The organism is Paenibacillus wynnii (assembly GCF_000757885.1).
In the GTDB taxonomy this organism is placed as follows: Bacteria; Bacillota; Bacilli; order Paenibacillales; family Paenibacillaceae; genus Paenibacillus_AQ; species Paenibacillus_AQ wynnii.
Map to the genome: position 1 here is coordinate 339,461 of NZ_JQCR01000001.1, position 22,483 is coordinate 361,943.

Sequence of the window (22,483 nt, forward strand, 5' to 3'; positions counted from 1 at the left end):
GGTTAGAGTATAATTAGTCTATATTACAGCCAATTTGATGAAGGAGAGCCGCAATGAGGACATTATTGATCGTTGAGGACGACCGCAGTCTGAATAAAGGAATCGCCCTGACACTTTCGCAAAATGATCTAGCCATAGTACAAGCTTATGATATCGCTACTGCGGAGAAGCTCGTCTCGTCACATGAAATAGACTTGATGATTCTGGATATTAACCTTCCCGATGGAAGCGGCTTGGATTACTGCGAGAAAATACGGAGAACATCGCAAATGCCGATCATCTTTCTTACCGCTAACGACATGGAGCCGGACATTGTTACGGGGTTTGAATTGGGAGCCGATGATTATATCACCAAACCCTTCAGTTTAATGGTTCTCCGCTCTAGAGTAATGGCAGTACTTAGGAGGGCTGAGAATCACAGAGAAGATCAAATAACCCTGGGTTCCTTAGCCTTTGATTTCAACAAGATGGAGTATTATAAAAGCAACCGCCCACTGGTACTTAGCAAAACTGAACAGAAGCTGCTGAAGACTTTGGTGGTTAATTCGGGGAACATTTTGACAAGAGAACAGCTGATGGACAAGATCTGGAGCCAAGAAGCTGAGTTTGTAGATGAGAATGCGCTGACTGTTGCGATTAAAAGACTACGGGCCAAGATAGAGGATGATCCCTCCTCTCCTAGATATATTAAGACAATCTATGGTCTGGGCTATATGTGGGCGGAAGGTAAACATCCATGAAGAAAAACAAACTTATCGAACACACGGGTAAGATAAATGTCCTCTTTTCGATGATCTTTGTTCTTTTGGTCTTCATCTACATCATCAGCAGCACTTTACTGACAGGACTGGATCCCAGGCTATTGAAGATATCCTGTCTATTCTTGGTTTGTATATTAGGGTTAGGTACCGTTTGGATTAACTTGCTTCGCTGCCAAATCACCTCCTATATGGATAACTTGGATACGATGATCGACGGAGCAATTCATGGTCGTGAGCAATTAACTTATTATGATGAGACTTCTCTTTCTTCTATAGAACATAAATTAATGCGGTACATAGATATCTCCAGATCGAATGAGCAGAACATTGAGCAGGAGAAAAATAAGATTAAAACACTGATCTCAGATATTTCCCACCAGACCAAGACACCTTTATCCAATATCATGGTTTACAGTCAACTTCTTAGTGAGGTACCTGAACTCCATAAGGATACCCTGGCTTACATTAACCACATTATGACGCAGTCGGATAAATTGAACTGGCTTATCCAATCCTTAATTAAGCTCTCCCGACTGGAATCAGGCATGATTTCGCTCCGTATGGAGAACCATCCTGTTATTCAAATGATCAAGCAGACCGTATCCCAGGTTTATGATCAGGCAGAGAGCAAGAACATCCTCATCAGCATGACTTGTGATCCTACTATTGAAGCCCGTTACGATCCAAAATGGACAAGTGAAGCTCTATTCAACCTGCTGGAGAATGCTGTGAAATATACAGAAACGGGCGGCAAAATACTTCTTACGACTGAAAGCAACGAAATGTTCACCCGCATAGATATTTCAGACACCGGAATCGGTATCCCTAGGGAGGAGCTTCATTCTGTATTCAAAAGGTTCTACCGAGGCCAAAATGTTCGTGAGTTAGAGGGTGTCGGTATTGGATTGTTTTTGGCTAAAGAAATCATCACCACTCAAGGGGGGTATATACAAGTTACCTCTGAGGCTAGCAAGGGATCGGTCTTCTCAGTCTTCTTACCCCGAATATGAATGTGTCAATACCGTCAGATTTCAGACACGGTGCTGTCAGATTTGTTTGTTACCTTAAGAGATGTGTAAGGTACCAATTACTTAGGGGGAAGAGCTAATGAGTATTATAAGAATAGAAAATTTGAAGAAATATTACGGAAAAGGGGCAACGACCGTTAAAGCCTTGGACGGCGTATCGCTGACCGTAGAGAAGGGTGAGTTCGTAGCTATTGTTGGTACCAGCGGCAGCGGCAAAAGTACGCTTTTACATATGCTTGGCGGTCTGGATCGGGCTACAGAAGGCAAGGTTTACGTGGACGGGCATGATATCTTTGCTATGAAAGATGACAAACTGACCATATTCAGACGCAGATCCGTTGGATTCGTCTTTCAGAGCTATAATCTGCTTCCGATTCTGAATGTTCTTGAGAATATAATCTTACCCATAGAACTTGATGGCGGAAAGATCGATCAGGCGTACCTTGATAAGGTCATACACACTCTCGGCCTTCAAGAGAAAGTTCACAATCTGCCCGCTAATCTGTCGGGAGGCCAACAGCAGCGGGTTGCCATTGCCAGAGCTTTGGCCACCAAACCCTCCATTATTCTGGCGGACGAACCTACAGGCAATCTCGATAGTAAAACCAGTCAGGAAGTCCTCATCCTGATGAAGCAGATGAGTGAGAAATTCAACCAAACGATCGTGATGATCACGCATAATGAGCAGATTGCCCAAACCGCAGACCGGATCATTCGTATGGAAGACGGAACCATTGTCTCTTGTAATGCGCAGGCGGGGCGGGAAGTGACCCCTTCATGATCGGAACGAATAACCGTAAGAGTATCCGCCACCTAGCCATCAAAAGCTTAAAAGCGAATTCAATGCGTAATTTCACAATCATTTGTGCCGTTATTCTGACTACACTTTTGATCACCAGTATATTTACACTGGCCCTTAGTATTAATAAGTCAATGGAACATGCCCAAATGCGGACGGTAGGCAGTGATTTTCATGGAGGCTTCAAATATTTGAACCCACCGGAACTAGAGGTACTCCGCAAGCATCCCTCCATTCGTGAGTATGGTGTCTCTCTTCGAGCAGGCAGATTGAAAAACAACGTCTTCGCGGACAACCCTGTTGAGGTCCTGCACGTTGACAAAAACTATGCCAAGCATGGATTTATCCAATTTATCGAGGGTGGACTGCCTTCAGGCGAAAGCGAGGTTGCCCTGAACACTTGGGAAATGGATAAGCTTGGTGTTGTCCATGAATTGGGCCAGCGGGTAACTCTAGAAATCGATACAGGTGATAAAGTCCTGAGCCGTGAATTTATTATAGCGGGGTATTATGAAGCGGATAAGCACTTGGCTATGGCCGGGCTGGCCTTTGTTTCGGAGGCTTTTACGCAAAAATACATTTCTTCTATCGATCCAGCCACCTCCATCGCTAACAGCTCTTATGTTAACACTTCGGAGCTAGGCGTAATGTTCAACAATTCCTTCGATATTGAGCAGAAACTAACAAAAGTCCTTGAGGATACGCAACTGGATGTACCCATCGGAATAAACTGGGCTTATGCCTCCGTCTCTCTCGCCGAGGATTGGATGAACCTGGTTCCCTATGCGGCGATACTATTCATCATTATGCTGAGCGGATATTTACTGATTTATAATATCTTTTATATCTCAGTGGTACGGGATGTGAAGTTCTACGGATTGTTGAAGACCATTGGAACCACACCCAGACAGTTGAGAAAGATTATTTCCGTTCAGGCACAGGTGCTGTATCTGATTGCACTGCCGTTCGGACTTGCCTCAGGCTATGGAATCGGATGCCTGTTGACCCCGTTGGTGAACTCTTTTTCCAGCGAGTCCGTGGAAGCATCGTATTCTGTCAGTCCGATTATATTTATCGGTGCAGCTATATTCTCCTATATTACGGTATGGCTGGGTGCCAGCAAGCCGGGCAGGATCGCCTCTAGAATCTCCCCTGTGGAAGCCGTGAAGTTCTCAGGAGTGTCTATAGGCGGAAAGAAAAAATCCAAAAAATCTAAGCACGGGGCAAAGCTTAACAGCATGGCACTCTCTAACTTATTCAGAAGTAAAAAGAAGCTGCTCCTGATGCTGTCCTCCTTATCTTTAAGCATTACTTTATTCAGTACTATCTTTACGATTATTTCTACATTAGATGTAAACAAGTACCTTAGTTCTTATATATCAGGAGATTTTGTAGTAACCAATAAGCCCCTCCTCAGTCATGGCGGAGAACGACAAGGCGATCCCTTTAAACTTTCGGAGGAATTCTGCAGCGCCTTGGGGAGCATTGATGGGGTGAAGAGTATTGACAAAGTGTATTACAAATTCGAACCCTACGAAATAGATAAGACTGTTCACGCGGTTCTCGACCCGCTGGCTTCGATGCCCGATCCTGACCCTTACATTCCGACCATCTTAGAGGGAGGATATATTCAGCTGAATCTGTATGGATTGGATTCGGGTTGGTATGACTTGTTGAATAAGGATATCGTTGAAGGGACTTTTGATAAGGAGAAATTCGACACCGGAAATTACGTTGTTATAACCGAGTCAATTGTAGGGGAGGATGTATACGCTACTTATTATCACCCCGGTGACCATATCCAATATAATGGGTTGGGTAAAAGTTATGAGGTGATGACTGTCCTAAACTACGATGCTCTTTTTGCGGCTACGGACAAGTCTTTTTCAGGCTATGGCTATAATGCCTTCCTTCCTTCTTCCGAGCTCATAAAAGAACTGCCTAAGGAAAGCAGCCCCGCCATGATCCTTTCAGCAACATTGCAAGTCGATTCTACCAAGCTGGATGATGTGGAGCTGGCTGCCAAGGCCATAACCGCTCCTACGGATGAGTTGACCCTCAAATCCAGAGAAGATTACAGACAGGAGCTGAGCGGGTTTATCACTATTTTCCAAACCCTAGGTTATGGCCTTAGCTTTGTTATCGCGCTCATCGGAGTTCTCAACTACATTAACACCGTCCTTACAGGAGTCATTGCCCGCAGAAATGAGTTTGCTGTTCTGGAGAGCATCGGAATGACCAAGAAGCAGCTGAAGAAAATGCTTGTTTATGAAGGGCTGTATAACGTGCTCTTAACAGTAATCATCACCTCTACCGCAGGTGTGTTGGTGACCTACAGCATTTCCAAGAGTATTACGGAGAACATGGCATTTACGGTCTTCCAAATGAGCTGGCTGCCGTTTATCATGGTCGTACCTGTCTTGCTAGTCATAGCATATTCCGTGACCTTGAGAGCTTACCGAATGCTGACAAAATCCACGATTGTTGAACGGTTGCGGGAAATTGAATAACAGAAAGTCCAATCCATAGAGATATATAAATAAAGAGCACTTGAGGTTGTAAACTCAAGTACTCTTTTTTATACCTAATCTATTCTAGTATCACTTCGTCCACATAAACCGTAAGTGGTGAACTTGTGCCGCTCGGTGAAGAGATCTGGAGCCCCATCGATTGAATCAAGGTTTTGTCGATCGTGCTCTGGTTCAAATCCATAGTGATCCACTGATAATCCGTGGTCAGTGTTTGTTCACCGGAGTCTGCCCAAGCCCAGCCGCCGCCAGTTTTAATAAATAGCTTAGCTAAAGCCGAGCCGGTTGATATACGGACTTTCAGCTTCAGCGTACTCCCGCTACTGAGATCCCTGTTCCCAATATTATTTAACTCGAAGTTTGTATTCGCTGGAAAAGTATTTGGGAAATCAACACTGAGTACCTTACTGACTCCATCTGTGGTGTTGGCCAGGTTTGTAGCTACGGTGTTTTGACCAAATTCCCAGCCCTGCAGTGAGCTTTCAAAGTCAAACAGTGTACCTAGAGCAATTCCTCCTCCGGCACTGCCGCTCGGCACTGTTCCTGCATTAGGATCATTCACCGCTTTGATATCGTCAAAATACATATCTGACGTCAGTGTTGAACCGCTAGGTACAGCATTCGTATAAATCGAGAACGCTTGAATAGCCTTCAGGTTCAGTTTGGTTAACGTTCCTGTAGCACCATTAGCCGGTTTAAAATCACTGAATTTCGCCGTGACGAATTGAGCGGTTGTAGTCTTGGTGTCCGGGTAATATTCATAGGTTTTACCGCTGGCATTGATCTGAATAACCAGCTTTTGACCTTGTGCATCCGGCTGATACCAGAACTGAAGGGCATTAAAACCAGACCAGTCCGCACTGCCCATTGATTTGGTAATACCCGTGTACCCATTGCCGCCCAGTGTATAGGTGTACTTTAATCCATAGCTGCCGCTTTGTTTATGACCCGCATCTAGCGTTGCTGAAGCGATATCTCCTCCGGCATGAACAAATTTGGTCTGCAATGAAAGGTTGCTTCCCAGATAGCCCTCGAAATCATCCACAAAAGCTGGATCAGAGGTAGCCTCCGCAAAGGTACTATAGAGTTGGATATTATCGATATATACAGGGAACGAAGTAGTATCGCTATCCAAACCACTGCCCACTAGGGAAAGTGCAATATCGTCTGCCTCTTCGCGTTTGGTTGCATCAGACAAATCGATGGACGGGGAGAATTTGGCATATTCAACACCGTTAATCGTTACTTTTTGCATCTCCGAAAGGGCAACCTGTGTGGTTTCCATTCCGTATTTATTTTCCCAATCCGGTGGAAGCATAACTACAGCACGAAGACTAGGGGTAGCTTTCGAACTTCCTGCCGATACCGGTATCCATGCATCGAACTTGATACGTGATACATCGGCTAAGGTATCGCTGTTAATGACCGACTTCGCGTTGGTCAACTCCAGCTTCAACTCCTGCCAGTTATCACCATAAACAGCCTTTGTTACACCTATTTTAAGAACACCATTCCCATCCAATGTACTGTGGGTGAGAGACGAAACTTCAGCCTGATACCCTCCATTATTTTGTACACCTAGGATATCTTGATCAAAAGTATACGAATGGATTAATACTTCACCAATTTTCACGAAGACCGTATTGGTTTGTTCCTGTAGAACCGTGCCGTCAGCACCATACACCTTAACAGTAATGGTATTCGACTTGCCGTTAAGACTGGCAGCCGGTGACCAATCTGCTGAATAGAAGAAGCCGTCCGCTTCCAGTGTCATTGGTGTTTCCACAGTGGAGCCGTTAACAGTGTATACAACCTTAACCGGCGTTTCATTTAAAACACGAGCCCGAACCTTCGTGGTATTCGTGCTGATCGTACCTTGGTTCGTAGGTGAAGCGATGTGCATCAACGGCTTTTCAACGGCTGCATCTATACTTCGGTTATAAGCGCCGGTTACCCCGTTGCTGAATATCGAATACTCATCATCATAGAATTTTTTGAAATCTGCAAGCATCTCATGCTCATGAGCAGGGTCACCTGTTGGATACGGTACATAAATAGAGTTCGCACCAAAGTTCGCCCAAGTCAACATATAAGCCATGCGCTTGGAGTCAGGATCACTCTTCAACGCAGTAGCCAAGCGGGTATAGAAATCCGTCGTTGTATTTCCGCTTACCTGCATTTTTTGATAACCGAATTCCGTAAGTGCTGCCACTTTATTCTTTCGATCCGCAATTTTGGAGACAAGCTTCGTTTCCTTAACAACACTGTCGAACCAGCCTTGACCTTCCCCGTTATAATAGCTGTCGAAGCCAATGATATCTACATAGTCATCACCCGGATAAGTCTCAAGGTATTTCTCCTCGTTGTCCCCGAAGCCTCCCCCAGGTGAGTAGGCATACAGGAAGTTGTGAACACCTTTTTGGTCACGCAGGTATTCAACGGTATATCGGTAGATTTCTTTGTATTCATCTTTTGTCGTGAAGGCTGCCCCCCACCAAAACCAACTACCGCTTTGCTCGTGGAATGGGCGGAAAACAACCGGAATCGGTTTGCCATCGTCAGTCTTTAGTTTTTTTGCAAAATCCGCGATATTATCTAAAAACTGATTAAACTCCTGATGGTTCGAACCACCGGGGAGAATAGTTGATACTACGTTACCTTTAAGGTCATAGAAATCTCCGCCTGTCACAAAGTTCGGCATGTGTGAGCTCAGGTTAAGAACACCGTTTTGGGCATAAGCCTTTTTCATTACATCGATTAGATTGTCGCGGCTTTGCTCAAAGTTACCCGATACTCCTGGCTTCTCATGCCCCTCAAGACTGAGCGTATCCCAACCAAAAACCGCAGGATAAGCACCAACCGCATTCAGAGAATCAGACTGGGTACCATTCTTTTCTGTGATCGACATCCCTTCGGTTGTAGCGTGCTGCTGTCCAAATAAAATATTCTTACCGCGGATATCCTGAAGATAGGCGAAAAGAGATTTGGTCTCAGCTGTAGCCTTCGAGTCTACGAAGTCGACTGTAGATATGGGTGTAGGGGTTACAGTACCAGAGCCGTTATTCGTCGTTGGCGTGGTTGGTGTTGTTGGAGATCCTGGCGTAACCGGCACCGATACACCGTTTGCCACTGTAATTGTTCCTACCCCAACCACAACACCGTTGACCGTTAGGCCGGAAGCTCGAACGATGGCATTCGAAATATTTCCTTTACCGACAATCGTTGTTCCCGGTGCATCTAGATTAACCGTTAAGTTTGTAATCGAGGCACCTTCCGCAACCAATAAGGCGACTAATTTATTAATTGTGGCTACAACGACTTTCGTACCAACCCCAAGCTCTAGGCGAGACTTGCTCTCCATTGAGATATTAGCGATCTGTGTTGTACCAGTTGTCATTACACGGACCATACCATCCGGGCGTCTAACTTGCACATTACCGAGGTTGGCGTTATTGAAAGTGATAGTGTTCTCACCGCCACCCCATATATAAGTGGTTCCCTTAACCGTTATACCGTCAAGCGTAACTTCCCCGTCGCCAATACCCGGTGCTAGGTATAGATTACCGTTGATAGTCGCTCCCTTCAGGTTCGCTCCATCTTTATTGATGATTACGCTTCCATTAATGATTGCAGCTTCATGGTTACCCGTAGTTGCATAATACCCTGTTATCAGTTGATCTAGAAGCGTAACTACTTCTGCACGTGTTATTTTACCTTCTGGCTTAAAGGATCCATCTGCATATCCACTGATTTTACCTGCAAAGGCATTTACAGCTTCAACTGCGTATTTCTGAATATCGGCTGAATCTTTAAAAGACGAAGCAAATGATGTATTCCCCCCAGTTGCAAGACTAAACGCCCTTGCAAGCAGTGTCACTGCATCTTGGCGGGAAATTTCTGTCGTGGCCCGAGCCTGATCCTTCTCAAAGCCAAGGTAATAGCCAGCTTCCTTTGCAATTGAGAGTTGATGCGCGTACCAGCTGCCAGCTGAAACATCGCTGAAATTTATTGTAGATGCGGCGGTAAAACCGAATACTTGATTGATGATCGTAACGAATTCTGCGCGATTAATACTCTGATTAGGGTGGAATGTCCCATCCGGATAGCCCTTAATGACACCGTTATTCATCCATTGACCAATATCAGTAGCAGCCCAGTGCCCCTGCAAATCAGAAGCAGTAGATGATACATTTCCTGCCCCGCCTGTAGCCGCGTAGGCCGGAGCAAGCGAGGTTCCAATCATTGCCGCAGCCATGAAGGAAGCTAGCCATTTTGTTGAACCTTTCATGAGAACCCTCCTAAGAATCATTATTTTACCAAACAAAAACTAACAAATATTTATTTTTGTTAGCACCCTCCCCTTTGCTATGTCAGCAAAAAATCTAATGAATACGGTTTAAAAATACTAATATATTACATTGTAAGCGCTTAATAATATATTATACAGACCCTGAATTCATTTGAATATGTCCTCTATTTGTTTTCATAGTCTCGTATTGTGTTTTTGTTATATTTAAATTAGTTAAATACGAAAACAAAATAAGACAAAATACCTAATTAATTAGCAAAAAAAGCAAGCTCCCTAATTCAGGAAGCCTGCTGCTAGTCAAATCACCTTAGTATATTGATTTCTTTTATTTAAAAGCGGGAATTGCGATATCTGCGTAGTTGTCCTCCAGAAACTTTTTCACTTCAGGACCACTCATCCGCTCGGCTAGCTTTTTGATGGCTGCGGACTCCTTGTTATCCTTACGGGAAACCAGAGTAATGGAAAACTCGGATTCCTCACTTTCCGTAATCAGCGCATCCTTCTTGGGTGTAAGTCCAAGCGGACTGGCGTAAGCTGGAGTCATGGCCACCAAATCAGCATCATCCAGCATGCGGGCCAGCATCAGTAAATCCACTTCCTCAATCACAAACTTTCTTGGATTCTCAATAATGTCTGCCTGAGTTGCTTGAATCCCTACGCCTTCCTTCAGCTTAATTAACCCCGCTGCTTCGAACATGACCAAGGAACGCCCGATATTCGACGGATCATTTGCCACTACAAGAGTGGATCCATCCGGTAATTCTTCGATATTCTTAAAACGTTTGGAATAACCACCGTAAATCGCATTATAAATAGGTTGGACTGCTACAAGATCAGATCCCTTGCTGGCATTGAACTGCTCCATGTAGGGAACATGTTGAAAAAAGTTAGCGTCAACTTCCTTATTGGCTAACGCCTCATTAGGCTGCACGTTATCCGACAGTACCATGATCTCAAGCTCGATACCATCCTCTTTCAGTAATGGTTTCACAATATCCATGATATCCGTCATCGGAGGAATCAGTGTCGCAACTTTCAACTTATTAGACACAGTTGAATTTGGAGCTTGGCTACCTTCAGATGTTTTCTTCTCTCCACAACCTGCAATGATAACCGTAAGTGTCAGAACCAATATAATTAATTTTTTCATTAGTGCAGCTAGCCTCCATTTTATAGTACGAATAGTTGTTGATTTACACATTCATCATCTCTTATCGAGAAGTCTCGACAAGGAACCTCCCGCGAATTGAACAAATTGCACCAGTACGATCATAACTAGAATCGCATAGATCATCACTTCCGTCTCAAAACGCTGATACCCATAACGGATTGCAAAGTCTCCGACTCCGCCCCCACCGACAACTCCCATCACTGTTGAGAAAGATATAAAGCTGATCGTCGAGGTTGTCAATCCGAGCACCAATCCTGAACGAGCTTCGACATACAGAAACTTAAAGGTAAGACTCAGCTTGGAAGCTCCCATAGACAAGGCCGCATCAATCGTACCTTTTGGCACCTCTAACAAAGATTGCTCAACCAAACGCGAGTAATAAACTATAGCGACAATCGACAGAGGTACCGTTGCTGCGATCGTGCCAATGGCTGTTCCTACAATCATGCGAGTTAGGGGAATCAGGGCAACGACCAGCAGCAAAAAGGGAAAGGAACGTACAATATTAACAATACTGTTCAGTATCAAAGACAAGTACTTATTCTCATAAAGTTGGCCTTTTCGACAAAAAAACAACAGTGTCCCCAGTGGAAGTCCCAGGAGCAGGGCAGCGCTGACCGATATTCCTACCATCACAAAAGTTTCCCCGATCGATTGCCACATTTGGGCCTGATACTTAATCATACTCTCAAACATAGACTTCTCTCTCTTTGCCGATAATCTGTTCCCTATAGGAACTAAAGCTTCCTGCGGCTGGACGGAATTTTCCGTCTTCCCTTGAGAACGAATCAATGATTCGCCCGCTTTCCATCACGGAGACGTGACTGCATATGGTTTTGATAACGTCCATCTCATGAGTGACAATCATAATGGTTACCCCTAGACTTGAATTCACATGCTTTAACACATTTAAAATCTCCACTGTAGTTGCAGGATCAAGTGAAGAGGTTGGCTCATCGCAGAGCAACAGTTTGGGGTTGTTAACCAGAGCACGGGCGATACCTACACGCTGACGCTGTCCTCCGCTGAGCTGGGCGGGATATTGCTCTTCTTTGTCCTCAAGTCCTACAAACTTCAAACACTCCTTCACGCGCCTTATCCGCTCTTTCTTCGGCATACCTGCCAGCTCCAGGGGGATGGATACATTACGGCTGACTGTTGCGTTTGATACTAGATTAAATTGCTGAAAAATCATTCCAATCTTCTGCCTCTCCTTTCGTAGCTGCTTATCCGGCAATCCCATCAATTGCTGTCCATCTATGGTAACGGTTCCTTGATCAGGTTGTTCCAGTAAATTGATCATTCGCAGCAGCGTAGACTTCCCGGCTCCACTTGCACCGATAATGCCATGTATAGCTCCCGCATTGACCTCGAGTGAAACATTATCGACAGCCTTATACAGCCCGTCCCGCAGCTTGTAGCTTTTGCTTACCTCATTTAGCGATAGGATGATGATTCCCCCTTCCGTTCCGCCTAAGAATGATTCTGGTGAGGATTCAATCTATTGTATCATAATTATTTAAAAACTGTTTCTTTAAAATTATCTATAAATAATAAGGCATTTTCTCCGCTGTGTCACCACTTTTTTATCTATTTTTTCAGATAGGGTTAACTCATAGATTGTACTCATCTGTCAAAATCAAAAAAGAGCAGTTGAAATCGCGAGGATTTCCACTGCTCTACTGTTATACCCTATGCTTGATTTAAAAATCAGTCCGTTTCAAACAAAAATAAAATAGGCTTATAAAACTGCTCGAAGGCAATTTTATAAGCCTATTTCAGATACCGGCGAGAGGACTCGAACCTCCACGGTTTCCCACTCGATTTTGAGTCGAGCGCGTCTGCCATTCCGCCACGCCGGCAAATACTAAATGGAGGCGCCACCCAGATTTGAACTGGGGATAAAGCTTTTGCAGAGCTTTGCCTTACCACTTGGCTATGGCGCCATAAAACAGTTGGAGCGGACGACGGGAATCGAACCCGCGACCCTCGCCTTGGCAAGGCGATGCTCTACCGCTGAGCCACGTCCGCAATATGGCTGGGGATATAGGATTTGAACCTATGCATGACGGAGTCAAAGTCCGTTGCCTTACCGCTTGGCTAATCCCCAACATACAAATAGAAAGTAAAATGGGGCGACCGATGGGTCTCGAACCCACGAATGCCGGAACCACAATCCGGTGCGTTAACCACTTCGCCACGATCGCCATATGATACAAAACTAACTTTTTAATATAATAACTTTTAAAGAATATGGGGCGACCGATGGGTCTCGAACCCACGAATGCCGGAACCACAATCCGGTGCGTTAACCACTTCGCCACGACCGCCATATTATACTTTAAAAATTATTGGCAGGGGCAGCAGGAATTGAACCCACACCAACGGTTTTGGAGACCGTTGTTCTACCCTTAAACTATGCCCCTAAAACTGGTGGAGGATGATGGATTCGAACCACCGAACACTAACGTGAGCAGATTTACAGTCTGATGCGTTTGGCCACTTCGCTAATCCTCCAAGGATGGTGCCGGCGAGAGGACTTGAACCCCCAACCTACTGATTACAAGTCAGTTGCTCTACCAGTTGAGCTACACCGGCGTATTCTTTTGTAAGGCTTATGGTGGCTCGAGACGGATTCGAACCGCCGACACGAGGATTTTCAGTCCTCTGCTCTACCGACTGAGCTATCGAGCCTTAGTACAAAATATAAATGGCGGAACCGACGGGATTCGAACCCGCGATCTCCTGCGTGACAGGCAGGCATGTTAGGCCAACTACACCACGGTTCCAAATTGGTTGCGGGGGCAGGATTTGAACCTGCGGCCTTCGGGTTATGAGCCCGACGAGCTACCGGGCTGCTCCACCCCGCGTCATAAGCAATATAAAATTGATGGTGGAGGCTGAGGGGTTCGAACCCCCGACCCTCTGCTTGTAAGGCAGATGCTCTCCCAGCTGAGCTAAGCCTCCATAAACGAACAATTGTTATCATACCAATTTCAACCTACAAAATCAAGTGAAAAATGGTGACCCGTATGGGATTCGAACCCATGTTACCTCCGTGAAAGGGAGGTGTCTTAACCCCTTGACCAACGGGCCAAACTACTAAGAAAATATTATGGCGGAGAGAGAGGGATTCGAACCCTCGAGACGCTTGTGGCGCCTACACGATTTCCAATCGTGCTCCTTCGGCCAAACTCGGACACCTCTCCATATGGCTCCCCGAACAGGGCTCGAACCTGTGACAACTCGATTAACAGTCGAGTGCTCTACCAACTGAGCTATCAGGGAATATATATTCAGGCTTGATCGCCTGAAAACTGAATCCGAAACAAATCTGCGTTTAGATATTTGGATAAGCCCTCGACCGATTAGTATTGGTCAGCTCCATGCATTGCTGCACTTCCACCTCCAACCTATCTACCTCGTCGTCTTCAAGGGGTCTTACTAATTGGGAAATCTCATCTTGAGGGGGGCTTCACGCTTAGATGCTTTCAGCGCTTATCCCGTCCGTACGTAGCTACTCAGCCATGCTCCTGGCGGAACAACTGATGCACCAGCGGTACGTCCATCCCGGTCCTCTCGTACTAAGGACAGCTCCTCTCAAATTTCCTGCGCCCACGACAGATAGGGACCGAACTGTCTCACGACGTTCTGAACCCAGCTCGCGTACCGCTTTAATGGGCGAACAGCCCAACCCTTGGGACCTACTTCAGCCCCAGGATGCGATGAGCCGACATCGAGGTGCCAAACCTCCCCGTCGATGTGGACTCTTGGGGGAGATAAGCCTGTTATCCCCAGGGTAGCTTTTATCCGTTGAGCGATGGCCCTTCCATGCGGTACCACCGGATCACTAAGTCCGACTTTCGTCCCTGCTCGACTTGTAGGTCTCGCAGTCAAGCTCCCTTATGCCTTTGCACTCTTCGAATGATTTCCAACCATTCTGAGGGAACCTTGGAACGCCTCCGTTACTCTTTAGGAGGCGACCGCCCCAGTCAAACTGCCCGCCTGACACGGTCCCCGTACCCGATTAGGGCACTAGGTTAGAACCTAGATACGATCAGGGTGGTATCCCAACGTCGCCTCTGCAGAAGCTTGCGCTCCTACTTCTCTGGCTCCCACCTATCCTGTACAGATCGTACCCAAATTCAATATCAAGCTGCAGTAAAGCTCCATGGGGTCTTTCCGTCTTGTCGCGGGTAACCTGCATCTTCACAGGTATTAAAATTTCACCGGATCTCTCGTTGAGACAGCGCCCAAGTCGTTACGCCATTCGTGCGGGTCAGAATTTACCTGACAAGGAATTTCGCTACCTTAGGACCGTTATAGTTACGGCCGCCGTTTACTGGGGCTTCGGTTCACAGCTTCGGATTGCTCCTAACCGCTCCCCTTAACCTTCCAGCACCGGGCAGGCGTCAGCCCGTATACTTCGCCTTGCGGCTTCGCACAGACCTGTGTTTTTGCTAAACAGTCGCTTGGGCCTTTTCACTGCGGCCCCCTCGTGCTATTCACACTACCGGGGCACCCCTTCTCCCGAAGTTACGGGGTCATTTTGCCGAGTTCCTTAACGAGAGTTCTTCCGCGCGCCTTAGAATTCTCTTCTCGCCTACCTGTGTCGGTTTGCGGTACGGGCACCTTCTCCTGGCTAGAGGCTTTTCTTGGCAGTGTGAGATCATGACCTTCGCTACTACAATTTTCGCTCCCCATCACAGCCTGGCCTAATAATGTGCGGATTTGCCTACACATTAGCCTCACTGCTTAGACGGACACTTCCATCAGTCCGCGTCACTACCCTCCTGCGTCACCCCATCGCTCATAGCGGATTACGGTGGTACAGTAATTTCAAACTGTTGTCCTTCGACTACGCCTTTCGGCCTCGCCTTAGGTCCCGACTTACCCTGAGCGGACGAGCCTTCCTCAGGAAACCTTGGGCTTTCGGCGGATCAGATTCTCACTGATCTTTTCGTTACTCATACCGGCATTCTCACTTGTATACGCTCCAGCACTCCTCACGGTATACCTTCAACGTATATACAACGCTCCCCTACCCCAGATACTTAGTATCTAGCCATAGCTTCGGTGGTGTGTTTAGCCCCGTTACATTTTCGGCGCAGAGTCACTCGACCAGTGAGCTATTACGCACTCTTTCAATGGTGGCTGCTTCTAAGCCAACATCCTGGTTGTCTGTGCAACTCCACATCCTTTCCCACTTAACACACACTTGGGGACCTTAGCTGATGGTCTGGGCTGTTTCCCTTTCGACAATGGATCTTAGCACTCACTGTCTGACTCCCGGCAATAAGTATATGGCATTCGGAGTTTGACTGATCTTGGTAACCCTTGCGGGCCCCGCAACCAATCAGTGCTCTACCTCCACTACTCTAATACCGAGGCTAGCCCTAAAGCTATTTCGGGGAGAACCAGCTATCTCCGAGTTCGATTGGAATTTCTCCGCTACCCCCACCTCATCCCCGCATTTTTCAACATGCGTGGGTTCGGGCCTCCAGTGCGTGTTACCGCACCTTCACCCTGGACAGGGGTAGATCACACGGTTTCGGGTCTACGTCCACATACTCAAATCGCCCTATTCAGACTCGCTTTCGCTGCGGCTCCGTCTTCTCGACTTAACCTTGCATGTTAAACGTAACTCGCCGGTTCATTCTACAAAAGGCACGCCATCACCCATAGATAGGGCTCTGACTTTTTGTAAGCACACGGTTTCAGGTTCTATTTCACTCCCCTTCCGGGGTGCTTTTCACCTTTCCCTCACGGTACTGTTTCACTATCGGTCGCCAGGTAGTATTTAGCCTTAGCAGATGGTCCTGCTGGATTCATACGGGGTTTCACGTGCCCCGCACTACTCGGGATCCGTCTCGGAGAGAACACAGTTTAGATTACAGGGCTTTTACCTCTATCGCGGGCCTTTCCAGACCTCTTCATCTACTGTATTCCTTTGTAACTCCATGTGAGACGTCCCACAACCCCAAGGGGCAAGCCCCTTGGTTTAGGCTGTTCCGCGTTCGCTCGCCGCTACTGACGGAATCACTATTGTTTTCTCTTCCTCAGGGTACTTAGATGTTTCAGTTCCCCTGGTCTGCCTCTACATACCCTATGTATTCAGGTATGAGTAACTGCGAATTACCACAGCTGGGTTTCCCCATTCGGACACCCCCGGATCAAAGCTTGCTTACAGCTCCCCGAGGCAGTTTCGTTGTTCGCCACGTCCTTCGTCGGCTCCTGGCGCCTAGGCATCCTCCGTGTGCTCTTATTAGCTTAACCATCACTCCGGTGTTTGGCTTGTTCGCTCATCTTGTTTTGAATCTCGTTCACGATTAGAAATCGTTCACAAGGAATTCAAAGCCAAAGGTCGCTTCACAATCCAAAACCTTCGTTTCCAGCTAATAACTAATTTACTTGTTTGCACAAGTTATAGCTAAAAGATGTTCTAAAACGCAAATTCGTTTCGGTATCCAGTTTTCAAGGATCAAGTTTTATCTCATCCGGCTTTAACCCCGGAAGAAGATCATATCATTTACCGCATCTACTTGGCTACAAGTAAGTTTTAGAAATGATACCTTTTGAGAGTTGAACTCTCAAAACTGAGCAACGAGTGAGTGGTTCGAACCTTCAAGGGTCCTTATAGAAGCTTAACGCTTCTGTTCGAATGTTTCCGTTACAGGAAACGATTCTCCATAGAAAGGAGGTGATCCAGCCGCACCTTCCGATACGGCTACCTTGTTACGACTTCACCCCAATCATCTACCCCACCTTCGGCGGCTGGCTCCCTTGCGGGTTACCCCACCGACTTCGGGTGTTGTAAACTCTCGTGGTGTGACGGGCGGTGTGTACAAGACCCGGGAACGTATTCACCGCGGCATGCTGATCCGCGATTACTAGCAATTCCGACTTCATGCAGGCGAGTTGCAGCCTGCAATCCGAACTGAGACCGGCTTTGTTGGGATTCGCTCCACCTTGCGATTTCGCAGCCCGTTGTACCGGCCATTGTAGTACGTGTGTAGCCCAGGTCATAAGGGGCATGATGATTTGACGTCATCCCCACCTTCCTCCGGTTTGTCACCGGCAGTCTGCTTAGAGTGCCCACCATAATGTGCTGGCAACTAAGCATAAGGGTTGCGCTCGTTGCGGGACTTAACCCAACATCTCACGACACGAGCTGACGACAACCATGCACCACCTGTCTCCGATGCTCCGAAGAGGGGCACTATCTCTAATGCTTACATCGGGATGTCAAGACCTGGTAAGGTTCTTCGCGTTGCTTCGAATTAAACCACATACTCCACTGCTTGTGCGGGTCCCCGTCAATTCCTTTGAGTTTCAGTCTTGCGACCGTACTCCCCAGGCGGAGTGCTTACTGTGTTAACTTCGGCACCAAGGGTATCGAAACCCCTAACACCTAGCACTCATCGTTTACGGCGTGGACTACCAGGGTATCTAATCCTGTTTGCTCCCCACGCTTTCGCGCCTCAGCGTCAGTTACAGCCCAGAAAGTCGCCTTCGCCACTGGTGTTCCTCCACATATCTACGCATTTCACCGCTACACGTGGAATTCCACTTTCCTCTTCTGTACTCAAGCCACCCAGTTTCCAGTGCGACCTCAGGTTGAGCCCAAGGTTTAAACACCAGACTTAAATAGCCGCCTGCGCGCGCTTTACGCCCAATAATTCCGGACAACGCTTGCCCCCTACGTATTACCGCGGCTGCTGGCACGTAGTTAGCCGGGGCTTTCTTCTCAGGTACCGTCACTCCGATAGCAGTTACTCTACCGGACGTTCTTCCCTGGCAACAGAGCTTTACGATCCGAAAACCTTCATCACTCACGCGGCATTGCTCCGTCAGGCTTTCGCCCATTGCGGAAGATTCCCTACTGCTGCCTCCCGTAGGAGTCTGGGCCGTGTCTCAGTCCCAGTGTGGCCGTTCACCCTCTCAGGTCGGCTACGCATCGTCGCCTTGGTGAGCCGTTACCTCACCAACTAGCTAATGCGCCGCAGGCCCATCCCTCAGTGACAGATTGCTCCGTCTTTCATTCTCTCCTCAGGTGAGGAAAGAAATTATCCGGTATTAGCTACCGTTTCCGGTAGTTATCCCAGTCTAAGGGGCAGGTTGCCTACGTGTTACTCACCCGTCCGCCGCTAAATGATTTTGAAAGCAAGCTTTCAAAATCACTCCGCTCGACTTGCATGTATTAGGCATGCCGCCAGCGTTCGTCCTGAGCCAGGATCAAACTCTCCAAATTGTATTTAGAAAGAGCGATTGCTCATTTTGAAACATCTGACGAGAATTAAAAAATTCTCTGATCATGGTCTTCAAGAAGTCCATGATTTTGGATTTTACTCTCGTAAAATCCCACTCACTCGTTGTTCAGTTTTCAAAGATCAATGTCTCGTTTGTCGCTATTATTGTCTCAGCAGCGACCTTTATAATATATCACGGCGCCCACGTTTCAGTCAAGCTTTTTTTTAAAACTTAATTTTCTTGTCTGTCTTTCTAACGCTTCTGAATTGAGTTAACTCTTCAGAGGGACGAGTTATAATTTATCACATTAACAAGGATTGAGTCAACCCTAAATATTATACAATAAATAGTATTCTTCATTAATAGAGATAAACAAAAAAAGAGAGTGCTAATGCCCCTCCCTATCCTACAGTATTATTATCTCTATATGGTGTAACGTACGGTATGACCATCTCCGGTACTACCGTCTGCCCAAGAAGTTATTTCTCTAATCAGTGAACGGGAAGCCAGCTTTCTCAATATAATAGGAAGTTCAGCTTCCAAATGACTCACACCAGGCTGAATCAATAATTCTTCAACGCCCCATGGTTCATTACGACTATTCAGAATGGTTAAAAGCAACGTGCAGCAATCCGCCATTTTCGACATAATCGCAAATTCACAGGCCAATAATACAAGCTCCACTCTCTGTTCCAACGTTTCGGTGCTAATCGTTAACTCCTCATACAATTTATATACCGATGTATTCTGGCTCTTTAGTTGATCCCACACAGCCGGTTCTGGAAACCTGCCGCCTTCACTTACCTCAATGCGAGCCCAATGATATAAGGCAATTAAGACGCAATTGTAAGCATCCATGATACAACCTGCAGCAATATAACGTTTTGATTTCACATACATATGCAAAAAGCGTGAAATCTCCATAAATAAAACACGTTCCTTAAGCGGTTGCTCGAATTGAAGTATGGTCTGCCGCAGATTCTCAAGAATACCTTGCGGATCCCAAACCACCTCACCAGCCAACAAGCTCGTAACAAGCTCATTATTATCTCCGGCAGTTACCGCACGTTCCAAAGCTTGAATATCGACATGCAACGTCTGGGTACGCATACCACCATCAATTGAATGTCGGATTATCCGTTCCTTGTTCAGTTCAGTATGCAGCATCAGTACAAGCCTATCGTATTCGTGAAGCAGTGCACTTTGAAAAGGAATGCTTCCCTGCTGCCCCAAAGTAATGACTCCAAGAACACTCTCATCAAACGTTTCTCCACTTATAATTCTTAAATTGGATAGTTCCATGCCTTCCCTCCATCAAATATGGCGATTTCGCGTCAGTTCAGCTATAATTCATTTATAATATAATTCTACTTTTTCATGTTAGTTCCTTCTGGACGTGAGAACTATTTAAGTTAGGAGCAAATACTCATGATTTTTAAATCAGCTAAAATTAATGCTTTTCGTACATGGGGATTGCTGCTTACCATGCTGGGTATGGGACTAATGATTCTCGGGACAGCCGGTATTGTATTTTGGGGGCATGCGGGAAAAGTTGTAGCGGCAGTTGGGCTTGTGATTGGATTGATTTCGATGATGGCAAGTCTAGCTATATATTTTTGGGCAGGCATGTTGTCAACGAGTGCTGTACAGGTGGACTGTCCTGAATGTCACAAGATGACCAAAATGCTTGGCAAGACAGACCGATGCATGTTCTGCCATACTATTTTAACTATGGATCCAGAACAAGCCACTATCACGGCAGAGCAGCTTGAAAATCAGCAACTTAAATCATAAACAACAAATAAGGGGCTTCCGATTTCGGAAGCCCCTTAAGTTTAGCCTGTTACTTGTGTATTTCATTCAGCTCTTTCCATGCCGACGGATTCGCAAAGCTGCGATTCCAAGAGCCTACACCTCCAAGACCAAATGACTTCGATAACTGAACCCTCGCTTTAAGCGATACTTTATCTTCAATCCATATTTTACGAGGTATCCCATCTTCTTTATATTCCACATAATTCTGTCCTGATTCTTGATCTAATTTCGGCTTCAACTTTTTGGTGCTAATAATCTCAGCGACCGCATCCATGCTTACAGCCTTGGAACTTACTTTGATCTTTCCATTTACCTTAATCTCAGACCAGATACGGGTATATAAAGGAATGCCTAAAATGATCTTCTCAGGTAATACGTCATCTTCTTCAATAATTCGGCTTATAGAGTTCTCTACCCATGGCAAGGAGGCGACAGAACCCGCTGTAGGGCTTGATGCCCAGTGTTCATCGTAAGCCATAACTATAATAAAGTCAGCTATTCCTCCGAGAGCACGGCGATCCAAAAACAATGACCACATTTCGCTGTTCGATTTCGGTGTTACATCTATAGATACAATTAGATTTTTGGCCTGTGCCATCGGCTTCAGCTCCCGCATAAATTGCGTGACATTCTCGCCATCCTTCGTATGCACATTCTCAAAATCTATATTGATTCCATCCAAATCATAAAGATCGCTATATTCAAGCATTTGGACAATGATTCGCATGCGTTTCTCATAAGTAGACAGCGCCACCGTAGTCATGTCCGCCTCAAAGCTGTTAGAAAGAAGCCCCCATACCTCCATTCCCTGATTGTGGGCCCATTGTACATATACGCTGTCCGCTTGACTGCGAACATTCCCTTCCCCGTCTACGATCCGGAACCAGGTTGGACTAACCACATTAACACCAGGAAGCTTACCGATCGATTTGGGATTAGGCTTACGTTCATATACGGCTTCCCAGACCAGGTTCACGGGTTTACCACTCCAGCTGCGCTCAGCGCGTGTTGGGGATAACGGCTGCACTTTTACTACTTTTCGACCATTCGGAAGAATATCTTTATTCTGGGCCCAACCCGTATATCCATTACTCATCTGTAGATATAACCAGTCCTCATCGGTTTCCCAAATCTTCACGACAGTTCCGGGGGCCATATCGGCCACAATAGGAGCATGAATGGTTGCTTTATTCCGAAGAGGAGTACTGTTATCTTCTTTATCCCCCTTAACCTTACCTAGCGGAACATTCTCACCAGCCAGCATTAACTGAACGGCTCCAGTCACAGTATCTTCCTGTATTTCAAAACCATATAAGTCCTTCAAGGTTTCCGCAGGAAGATAAGTGAATCCACCCTTTTCCTCCGGGGCTAACCGCAGCTGCAAAGGTTTGTTATTTAAACTAGCCTTTGTGGTGTCTTCTTGCATGAATAGCAGCTCACTGTCAGTAGATAGAATAACCGACTTGCTCTCAGCCTCGTAACGAATCGAGGAATCTACATATTTCTGTAAAAAGGGCAGGGGTATCAATAGACTTTCTCCGGTACCTGAAGCAGAATACTCCGTTAAAACACCCTTAACAAATAAAGGCTTGTCCATTCCTTTCCAGTCAGGATCTACATGCAGACGATTAGGCATCACATAAAATACGACCCAATATACAGCGGCCGCTATAATAAATAGTCCCAGCAGGCGGCGAAAAAGACCTCCGCGCTGTTTCACACGCTTCTGTCTCTGTCTTCTATCCAAAATTAAATCCTCCATATAATTGCTTTTTTTTGAGAATACGAAGATTGCACAAAAGCGGCATGGCCGCCCTTGTAG

11 protein-coding genes, 16 tRNA genes and 2 rRNA genes are annotated in these 22,483 nt (G+C 46.2%); 5 read left to right on the forward strand and 24 right to left on the reverse strand.

Going from position 1 to position 22,483, the window contains the following annotated elements:
* The first annotated feature begins 53 nt into the window (after positions 1–53).
* The 4 genes from PWYN_RS01645 (at position 54) to PWYN_RS01660 (ending at position 5,098) form a co-directional block, all read left to right on the forward strand.
* Positions 54–740, forward strand: coding sequence for a response regulator transcription factor (locus PWYN_RS01645; RefSeq protein ID WP_036647711.1), 687 nt, complete (start codon positions 54–56; stop codon positions 738–740).
* On the forward strand, positions 737–1,771 hold the full coding sequence (locus PWYN_RS01650) for a sensor histidine kinase (protein WP_036647713.1): 1,035 nt from the start codon (positions 737–739) through the stop codon (positions 1,769–1,771). The genes PWYN_RS01645 and PWYN_RS01650 overlap by 4 nt, the downstream gene beginning before the upstream one ends.
* A 97-nt stretch (positions 1,772–1,868) precedes the next feature.
* Positions 1,869–2,570: an ABC transporter ATP-binding protein gene (locus PWYN_RS01655; protein ID WP_036647715.1), complete on the forward strand. Its 702-nt coding sequence runs from the start codon at positions 1,869–1,871 to the stop codon at positions 2,568–2,570.
* Complete coding sequence (locus PWYN_RS01660) at positions 2,567–5,098, forward strand: ABC transporter permease (protein WP_036647717.1); 2,532 nt, start codon at positions 2,567–2,569, stop codon at positions 5,096–5,098. The genes PWYN_RS01655 and PWYN_RS01660 overlap by 4 nt, the downstream gene beginning before the upstream one ends.
* A 79-nt stretch (positions 5,099–5,177) precedes the next feature.
* Here the strand turns inward: PWYN_RS01660 and PWYN_RS01665 are convergent, their stop codons facing one another.
* The 23 genes from PWYN_RS01665 to PWYN_RS01775 form a co-directional block, all read right to left on the reverse strand.
* The gene (locus PWYN_RS01665) at positions 5,178–9,404 is read right to left on the reverse strand and encodes a glycosyl hydrolase (RefSeq protein ID WP_036647719.1); all 4,227 of its coding nucleotides are present in this window, start codon (positions 9,402–9,404) and stop codon (positions 5,178–5,180) included.
* Between the two features lie 346 nt (positions 9,405–9,750).
* Positions 9,751–10,575 (reverse strand): MetQ/NlpA family ABC transporter substrate-binding protein, encoded by an 825-nt coding sequence (locus PWYN_RS01670; protein ID WP_036647721.1) that lies wholly within the window; start codon positions 10,573–10,575, stop codon positions 9,751–9,753.
* Positions 10,576–10,629: 54 nt separating this feature from the next.
* Positions 10,630–11,292, reverse strand: a complete 663-nt coding sequence (locus PWYN_RS01675) for a methionine ABC transporter permease (RefSeq protein WP_036647724.1) — start codon at positions 11,290–11,292, stop codon at positions 10,630–10,632.
* Positions 11,285–12,046, reverse strand: coding sequence for a methionine ABC transporter ATP-binding protein (locus PWYN_RS01680; protein ID WP_084146555.1), 762 nt, complete (start codon positions 12,044–12,046; stop codon positions 11,285–11,287). The genes PWYN_RS01675 and PWYN_RS01680 overlap by 8 nt, the downstream gene beginning before the upstream one ends.
* Before the next feature lie 333 nt (positions 12,047–12,379).
* Positions 12,380–12,458, reverse strand: a tRNA-Leu gene (locus PWYN_RS01685).
* 10 nt (positions 12,459–12,468) lie between these two features.
* Positions 12,469–12,542, reverse strand: a tRNA-Cys gene (locus PWYN_RS01690).
* A gap of 10 nt (positions 12,543–12,552) precedes the next feature.
* A tRNA-Gly gene (locus PWYN_RS01695) sits at positions 12,553–12,627 on the reverse strand.
* Between the two features lie 4 nt (positions 12,628–12,631).
* Positions 12,632–12,706 (reverse strand) — tRNA-Gln (locus tag PWYN_RS01700).
* Between the two features lie 21 nt (positions 12,707–12,727).
* Positions 12,728–12,803: transfer RNA gene (locus tag PWYN_RS01705), tRNA-His, on the reverse strand.
* A 47-nt stretch (positions 12,804–12,850) separates the two neighbouring features.
* Positions 12,851–12,926, reverse strand: a tRNA-His gene (locus PWYN_RS01710).
* Between the two features lie 22 nt (positions 12,927–12,948).
* Positions 12,949–13,022: transfer RNA gene (locus PWYN_RS01715), tRNA-Trp, on the reverse strand.
* Between the two features lie 5 nt (positions 13,023–13,027).
* A tRNA-Tyr gene (locus tag PWYN_RS01720) sits at positions 13,028–13,113 on the reverse strand.
* A 5-nt stretch (positions 13,114–13,118) separates the two neighbouring features.
* Positions 13,119–13,194, reverse strand: a tRNA-Thr gene (locus PWYN_RS01725).
* 20 nt (positions 13,195–13,214) lie between these two features.
* Positions 13,215–13,290: transfer RNA gene (locus tag PWYN_RS01730), tRNA-Phe, on the reverse strand.
* 17 nt (positions 13,291–13,307) lie between these two features.
* A tRNA-Asp gene (locus PWYN_RS01735) sits at positions 13,308–13,385 on the reverse strand.
* A 4-nt stretch (positions 13,386–13,389) separates the two neighbouring features.
* Positions 13,390–13,466: transfer RNA gene (locus PWYN_RS01740), tRNA-Met, on the reverse strand.
* A 21-nt stretch (positions 13,467–13,487) separates the two neighbouring features.
* Positions 13,488–13,563 (reverse strand) — tRNA-Val (locus PWYN_RS01745).
* Positions 13,564–13,617: 54 nt separating this feature from the next.
* Positions 13,618–13,692 (reverse strand) — tRNA-Glu (locus tag PWYN_RS01750).
* A 20-nt stretch (positions 13,693–13,712) separates the two neighbouring features.
* Positions 13,713–13,805: transfer RNA gene (locus PWYN_RS01755), tRNA-Ser, on the reverse strand.
* Positions 13,806–13,808: 3 nt separating this feature from the next.
* Positions 13,809–13,884, reverse strand: a tRNA-Asn gene (locus PWYN_RS01760).
* 60 nt (positions 13,885–13,944) lie between these two features.
* Positions 13,945–16,872 (reverse strand): 23S ribosomal RNA (locus PWYN_RS01765).
* Positions 16,873–17,289: 417 nt separating this feature from the next.
* Positions 17,290–18,847, reverse strand: a 16S ribosomal RNA gene (locus PWYN_RS01770).
* Together the 16S and 23S rRNA genes with 16 tRNA genes alongside form the textbook arrangement of a ribosomal RNA operon.
* A gap of 422 nt (positions 18,848–19,269) precedes the next feature.
* Entirely contained in the window at positions 19,270–20,148 is an 879-nt protein-coding gene (locus PWYN_RS01775; protein ID WP_052087681.1) for a nucleotidyltransferase-like protein, read from the reverse strand.
* Positions 20,149–20,274: 126 nt separating this feature from the next.
* Here PWYN_RS01775 and PWYN_RS01780 point away from each other — a divergent pair, with 126 nt between their 5' ends.
* Positions 20,275–20,640: a DUF2614 family zinc ribbon-containing protein gene (locus tag PWYN_RS01780; RefSeq protein WP_036647726.1), complete on the forward strand. Its 366-nt coding sequence runs from the start codon at positions 20,275–20,277 to the stop codon at positions 20,638–20,640.
* A gap of 49 nt (positions 20,641–20,689) precedes the next feature.
* On the opposite strand, the gene PWYN_RS01785 is transcribed toward PWYN_RS01780, so the two are convergent.
* The gene (locus PWYN_RS01785) at positions 20,690–22,423 is read right to left on the reverse strand and encodes a glycosyl hydrolase family 18 protein (RefSeq protein ID WP_169744079.1); all 1,734 of its coding nucleotides are present in this window, start codon (positions 22,421–22,423) and stop codon (positions 20,690–20,692) included.
* Positions 22,424–22,483 lie beyond the last annotated feature (60 nt).

Bases quoted from the DNA above. Each gene is read 5' to 3' on its own strand.
- PWYN_RS01645 (WP_036647711.1), top strand. From the start codon at position 54: ATGAGGACATTATTGATCGTTGAGGACGACCGCAGTCTGAATAAAGGA.
- PWYN_RS01650 (WP_036647713.1), top strand. From the start codon at position 737: ATGAAGAAAAACAAACTTATCGAACACACGGGTAAGATAAATGTCCTC.
- PWYN_RS01655 (WP_036647715.1), top strand. From the start codon at position 1,869: ATGAGTATTATAAGAATAGAAAATTTGAAGAAATATTACGGAAAAGGG.
- PWYN_RS01660 (WP_036647717.1), top strand. From the start codon at position 2,567: ATGATCGGAACGAATAACCGTAAGAGTATCCGCCACCTAGCCATCAAA.
- PWYN_RS01665 (WP_036647719.1), bottom strand. From the start codon at position 9,404: ATGAAAGGTTCAACAAAATGGCTAGCTTCCTTCATGGCTGCGGCAATG.
- PWYN_RS01670 (WP_036647721.1), bottom strand. From the start codon at position 10,575: ATGAAAAAATTAATTATATTGGTTCTGACACTTACGGTTATCATTGCA.
- PWYN_RS01675 (WP_036647724.1), bottom strand. From the start codon at position 11,292: ATGTTTGAGAGTATGATTAAGTATCAGGCCCAAATGTGGCAATCGATC.
- PWYN_RS01775 (WP_052087681.1), bottom strand. From the start codon at position 20,148: ATGGAACTATCCAATTTAAGAATTATAAGTGGAGAAACGTTTGATGAG.
- PWYN_RS01780 (WP_036647726.1), top strand. From the start codon at position 20,275: ATGATTTTTAAATCAGCTAAAATTAATGCTTTTCGTACATGGGGATTG.
- PWYN_RS01785 (WP_169744079.1), bottom strand. From the start codon at position 22,423: ATGGAGGATTTAATTTTGGATAGAAGACAGAGACAGAAGCGTGTGAAA.